The sequence below is a fragment of the Sphingobacterium allocomposti genome (genome assembly GCF_008124885.1).
In the GTDB taxonomy this organism is placed as follows: Bacteria; Bacteroidota; Bacteroidia; order Sphingobacteriales; family Sphingobacteriaceae; genus Sphingobacterium; species Sphingobacterium allocomposti.
Map to the genome: position 1 here is coordinate 1 of NZ_VNHX01000044.1, position 5,528 is coordinate 5,528.

2 tRNA genes and 3 rRNA genes are annotated in these 5,528 nt (G+C 51.1%); all 5 read right to left on the minus strand.

Annotation, left to right across the window (positions count from 1 at the left end):
- Positions 1–42 precede the first annotated feature (42 nt).
- Positions 43–154: ribosomal RNA gene (rrf, locus tag BC792_RS18150) — 5S ribosomal RNA — on the minus strand.
- Between the two features lie 144 nt (positions 155–298).
- Positions 299–3,183 (minus strand): 23S ribosomal RNA (locus tag BC792_RS18155).
- Positions 3,184–3,387: 204 nt separating this feature from the next.
- Positions 3,388–3,461: transfer RNA gene (locus tag BC792_RS18160), tRNA-Ala, on the minus strand.
- 12 nt (positions 3,462–3,473) lie between these two features.
- Positions 3,474–3,550: transfer RNA gene (locus BC792_RS18165), tRNA-Ile, on the minus strand.
- Between the two features lie 137 nt (positions 3,551–3,687).
- Positions 3,688–5,215, minus strand: a 16S ribosomal RNA gene (locus BC792_RS18170).
- The 16S, 23S and 5S rRNA genes sit together here with 2 tRNA genes alongside, the layout of an rRNA operon.
- Between the last annotated feature and the right edge of the window lie 313 nt (positions 5,216–5,528).

Sequence of the window (5,528 nt, forward strand, 5' to 3'; positions counted from 1 at the left end):
AAAAAAGCCCCTTGCAGTTTCCTGAAGGGGCTTTCCTGTAAAATTAGGCACCGACCTACTCTCCCACCTGTTACGGCAATACCATCGGCTCTGGCGGGCTTGACTTCTCTGTTCGGAATGGGAAGAGGTAGACACCGCCGATATAGGCACCTGAATATCTTTATATCCGGTATAGCGTAGTGGGCAATCAGTAACGGGAAACTCTTATGATCCCAGTACACAATACTCCATTCTACCTACCGGAAATGACATATTATTGAAAGAAAGAAGGGGTAAGGAAGACAACAGCTGCCTTCCGGCGCGGAAAGCTTCGGGTTATTAGTATCACTCGGCTTTGGTCTCTCAACCTGTACACCTGTGACCTATCAACGTTGTAATCTCCAACGGCCCTATGAGGAAGTCTCATCTCGTGGCTAGTTTCGCACTTAGATGCTTTCAGCGCTTATCTATTCCAGACGTAGCTACCCTGCCGTACACCTGGCGGCATAACAGGTTCACCAGCGGTCTGTCCAACCCGGTCCTCTCGTACTAAGGTCAGATCCACTCAAACTTCCAGCGCCCACAACAGATAGGGACCGAACTGTCTCGCGACGTTCTGAACCCAGCTCGCGTGCCACTTTAATGGGCGAACAGCCCAACCCTTGGGACCTTCTCCAGCCCCAGGATGTGACGAGCCGACATCGAGGTGCCAAACCTCCCCGTCGATATGAGCTCTTGGGGGAGATCAGCCTGTTATCCCCAGAGTACCTTTTATCCTTTGAGCGATGGCCCTTCCATACAGAACCACCGGATCACTATGTCCGTCTTTCGACCCTGGTCGACTTGTTGGTCTCACAGTCAAGCAAGCTTATGCCATTGCACTCCACGTACGGTTACCAAGCGTACTGAGCTTACCTTTGAAAGCCTCCGTTACCTTTTTGGAGGCGACCACCCCAGTCAAACTACCCACCAAACAATGTCCTCCCAATAAGGGAGTTAGAAACCGGATACAGAAAGGGCGGTATTTCAAGGACGATTCCACGGATCCTGGCGAACCCGCTTCAATATCTCCCGCCTATCCTACACATCCTGTACCCAGTTCCAATGTTAAGCTATAGTGAAGGTTCATGGGGTCTTTCCGTCCCGTTGCGGGGAACCGGCGTCTTCACCGATACCACAATTTCACCGAGCTCATGGCTGAGACAGCGCCCAGATCGTTACACCATTCGTGCAGGTCGGAACTTACCCGACAAGGAATTTCGCTACCTTAGGACCGTTATAGTTACGGCCGCCGTTTACTGGGGCTTCGATTCAATGCTTCACCCGAAGGTTGACATCCCCTCTTAACCTTCCAGCACCGGGCAGGTGTCAGGCCTTATACATCATCTTTCGATTTCGCAAAGCCATATGTTTTTGCTAAACAGTCGCCTGGGCCTTTTCACTGCGGCTTCTCCTTGCGGAGGAAGCGCCCCTTCTCCCGAAGTTACAGGGCCATTTTGCCGAGTTCCTTAGCCATGATTCACTCGAGCACCTTAGGATTCTCTCCTCGACCACCTGTGTCGGTTTACGGTACGGGTTTTTATAACCTGAAGCTTAGCGGGTTTTCTTGGAAGTCTGATTACCTGCACTATCAGCGCCGCCGGAGCTTTGCTGTACTATCGGGGTTCAGCATAACCTGCGGATTTGCCTGCAGATTATTTACCTACGCCCTTCAACGGACTATTCCGTCAGTCCGCGGCAGTGTCACTACTCCGTCACCACATCGCAGTTATAAAAAGTACTGGAATATTAACCAGTTGTCCATCGGCTTGCCCCTTTCGGGTGCGCCTTAGGCCCCGACTGACCCTGATCCGATTAGCGTTGATCAGGAAACCTTGGTCTTTCGGTGGGCGGGTTTCCCACCCGCCTTATCGTTACTTATGCCTACATTTGCTTTTCCATGCAGTCCACCACCAGTCACCTGACGGATTCGCCCCGCATGGAATGCTCCCCTACCAGTGCAATAAATTGCAATCCATAGCTTCGGTAGCAGTCTTGATGCCCGTTTATTATCCACGCCCGGCCGCTCGACTAGTGAGCTGTTACGCACTCTTTAAATGAATGGCTGCTTCCAAGCCAACATCCTAGCTGTCTGGGCAACCGGACCTCGTTAGTTCAACTTAGACTACATTTGGGGACCTTAGCTGATGGTCTGGGTTCTTTCCCTCTCGGCCTTGGACCTTAGCACCCAAAGCCTCACTGCCGCCAATATCTGCATAGCATTCGGAGTTCGTCTGGATTTGGTAGGATTTGACTCCCCCGCACCCAATCGGTAGCTCTACCTCTAGCAGACTCTATAAACGACGCTGTTCCTAAAAACATTTCGGGGAGTACGAGCTATTTCCCAGTTTGATTGGCCTTTCACCCCTACCCTCAGGTCATCCGGAAACTTTTCAACGTTTATCGGTTCGGTCCTCCATTACATGTTACTGCAACTTCAACCTGCCCAAGGGTAGATCACAAGGTTTCGCGTCTACCTCACCTGACTTTGCGCCCTGTTCAGACTCGCTTTCGCTTCGGCTGCGTCCCTGAAGGACTTAACCTTGCCAGATAAGAGTAACTCGTAGGCTCATTATGCAAAAGGCACGCTGTCACGGAACACGTCCGCTCCAACCGCTTGTAAGCACACGGTTTCAGGTTCTTTTCACTCCCCTGTTCGGGGTTCTTTTCACCTTTCCCTCACGGTACTGGTCCACTATCGGTCTCTCAGGAGTATTTAGCCTTGCCAGATGGTGCTGGCGGATTCCCACAGGATTTCTCCGGTCCCGCGGTACTCAGGATACTGTTAGGCCATTATTGCTTACCTGTACGGGGCTGTCACCCTTATCGCGCAGCGTCCCAGCTGCTTCCAGTTCACGTTAATGTAACCACGGCACAGTCCTACAACCCCGGAATTGCCGTAACAACTCCGGTTTGGGCTCTTTCCCGTTCGCTCGCCACTACTTGGGAAATCATTGTTATTTTCTTCTCCTACGCCTACTTAGATGTTTCAGTTCAGCGCGTTCGCGTATCATACAACATACCTTCAGTATGTTAGGTTGCCCCATTCGGAAATCCACGGATCAGTTCGCATTTGCCGATCCCCGTGGCTTATCGCAGCTTATCACGTCCTTCATCGCCTCTGAGAGCCTAGGCATCCCCCGTGTGCCCTTATTTACTTTCTCCGCTCATATACCCCTTTTGCCTGGTATATGGCTGCCTTATATATACCTTACCCGTAAGTAAGGCATAACATTGCTGTTGTCTTCTCTTGTGTCTTCTTTCTCTCAATATGTCAAAGAACGTCTTCCAAGTAAAAATTCAAAAAGTAAAAATTAAAAAAACTATACCGCTTTTGACTTTTAAATTTTGACTTTTTACTTTGAAATGTGGAGAATAACGGATTCGAACCGTTGACCCCCTGCGTGCAAGGCAGGTGCTCTAGCCAGCTGAGCTAATTCCCCTTATCCCAGGTGTGGTAGTCCCGAGCAGATTTGAACTGCTGACCCCTACATTATCAGTGTAGTGCTCTAACCAACTGAGCTACGGGACTGGCTTATCTTTCTCTTCTTCTCGGTTTCCACTCCCGGCCTTTCCGCTTAAGAAAAGGGGGCATGGGCACTTTCTTCTGTATGTTTCCTTTAAATGATCATGATTGTGCGTAACGGAACTCAGTACCGGACGCTCTAGAAAGGAGGTATTCCAGCCGCACCTTCCGGTACGGCTACCTTGTTACGACTTAGCCCCAATTACCGGTTTTGCCCTGACACGCTCCTTGCGGTTACATGCTTTAGGCACCCCCAGCTTTCATGGCTTGACGGGCGGTGTGTACAAGGCCCGGGAACGTATTCACCGCGTCATTGCTGATACGCGATTACTAGCGAATCCAACTTCACGGGGTCGAGTTGCAGACCCCGATCCGAACTGTGATCGGCTTTTAGGGATTCGCACCACATTGCTGTGTAGCTGCCCTCTGTACCGACCATTGTAGCACGTGTGTAGCCCCGGACGTAAGGGCCATGATGACTTGACGTCGTCCCCGCCTTCCTCACTGCTTGCGCAGGCAGTCTGTTTAGAGTCCCCACCACTACATGCTGGCAACTAAACATAGGGGTTGCGCTCGTTGCGGGACTTAACCCAACACCTCACGGCACGAGCTGACGACAGCCATGCAGCACCTAGTTTCCTGTCCCGAAGGACGCATCCGTCTCTGGATGCTTCAGTAACTTTCAAGCCCGGGTAAGGTTCCTCGCGTATCATCGAATTAAACCACATGCTCCTCCGCTTGTGCGGGCCCCCGTCAATTCCTTTGAGTTTCACCCTTGCGGGCGTACTCCCCAGGTGGATGACTTAACGCTTTCGCTTGGACGCTAACTGTATATCGCTAACATCGAGTCATCATCGTTTAGGGCGTGGACTACCAGGGTATCTAATCCTGTTCGATCCCCACGCTTTCGTGCATCAGCGTCAATTACCGCTTAGACAGCTGCCTTCGCAATCGGGGTTCTGAGACATATCTATGCATTTCACCGCTACTTGTCTCATTCCGCCATCTTCAACGGCATTCAAGCCCGTCAGTATCAAGAGCACTGCGACAGTTGAGCTGCCGTCTTTCACTCCTGACTTAACAGGCCGCCTACGCACCCTTTAAACCCAATAAATCCGGATAACGCTCGGATCCTCCGTATTACCGCGGCTGCTGGCACGGAGTTAGCCGATCCTTATTCTTCCGGTACATTCAGCCCTCTACTCGTAGAGGGGGTTATTCCCGGATAAAAGCAGTTTACAACCCATAGGGCAGTCTTCCTGCACGCGGCATGGCTGGTTCAGGCTTGCGCCCATTGACCAATATTCCTTACTGCTGCCTCCCGTAGGAGTCTGGTCCGTGTCTCAGTACCAGTGTGGGGGATTCTCCTCTCAGAGCCCCTAGACATCGTCGCCTTGGTGGGCCGTTACCCCGCCAACTAGCTAATGTCACGCGAGCCCATCCATATCCTATAAATATTTAACAGCAAATCCATGCGGAAATACTGTGTTATGCGGTGTTAATCCGGATTTCTCCGGGCTATCCCCCTGATATGGGCAGGTTGCTCACGCGTTACGCACCCGTGCGCCACTCTCATGCAGTACAGCAAGCTGTACTGCAATCCCGTCCGACTTGCATGTATTAGGCCTGCCGCTAGCGTTCATCCTGAGCCAGGATCAAACTCTCCATTGTAATAATGAATTGTTCTGATCCGACTATTTATCAATTAAATAATCAGAATCGTCTTCTGTATTTTTCCCGTCCGGAACTGATTCCCCGGAAGGACAGGTTACCTGAATAACACTGTCCGGCCGGTTCCCGTTACGCTACATGATCATTTCCTTAAAGAACTTCTGCGCCTCCGCTCCGCGCTTCGGCTTTTATATCGTCCCGGCCCGCATCCGGACCGGAATTACTATCTTTTCTGTTTTCCCCGATTCCGTTCGGGACTGCAAAGGTAAAAGGTTTTTCCGTTTCCGCAAAATTTATTTTAAAATAATTTCCT